The 371-nt window shown below is 39.4% G+C and carries 1 pseudogene; it reads right to left on the bottom strand.

The features are described 5' to 3' along the window. Positions 1-371: pseudogene (locus MP478_RS22505) on the bottom strand (RHS repeat-associated core domain-containing protein); the annotation flags it as partial.

Raw genomic sequence — 371 nt, 5'->3', positions numbered from 1 at the left:
TCTCTCTGGTTGTATTTAATTTTATAAGCAAATAATTTTCCGCCTAAATCAGCAACAGGCATCTGGTTTTTATTAATATCGGTCATCCAGCCCCTGATATTATAATCGTAATCAATACTTTGAAGGTTGTTTCCTACTTTCTTATTGCTGAGCTGGGAAAGTTCGTTGTACGTATTTTCAGTCAGAAGTTGCTCTGGGTTACCATCTACCTGGTGCCAGTGTTCCTTCATTCTGTTCTGGGAATCATAAACAAAACGCTCCTGAATGGTTATGCCTGATTCACCGGGTTTTCTAAGATGATAGGTATTGGTGTTTTGTGGAACTCCTGCAAAATCCAGCATGGATTCTGTTTTGGTATAGCCTCCCAAATG

Source organism: Chryseobacterium sp. WG14 (assembly GCF_024586945.1).
Lineage (GTDB): Bacteria > Bacteroidota > Bacteroidia > Flavobacteriales > Weeksellaceae > Chryseobacterium.
This window is presented reverse-complemented; position numbering and strand designations above follow the sequence as displayed.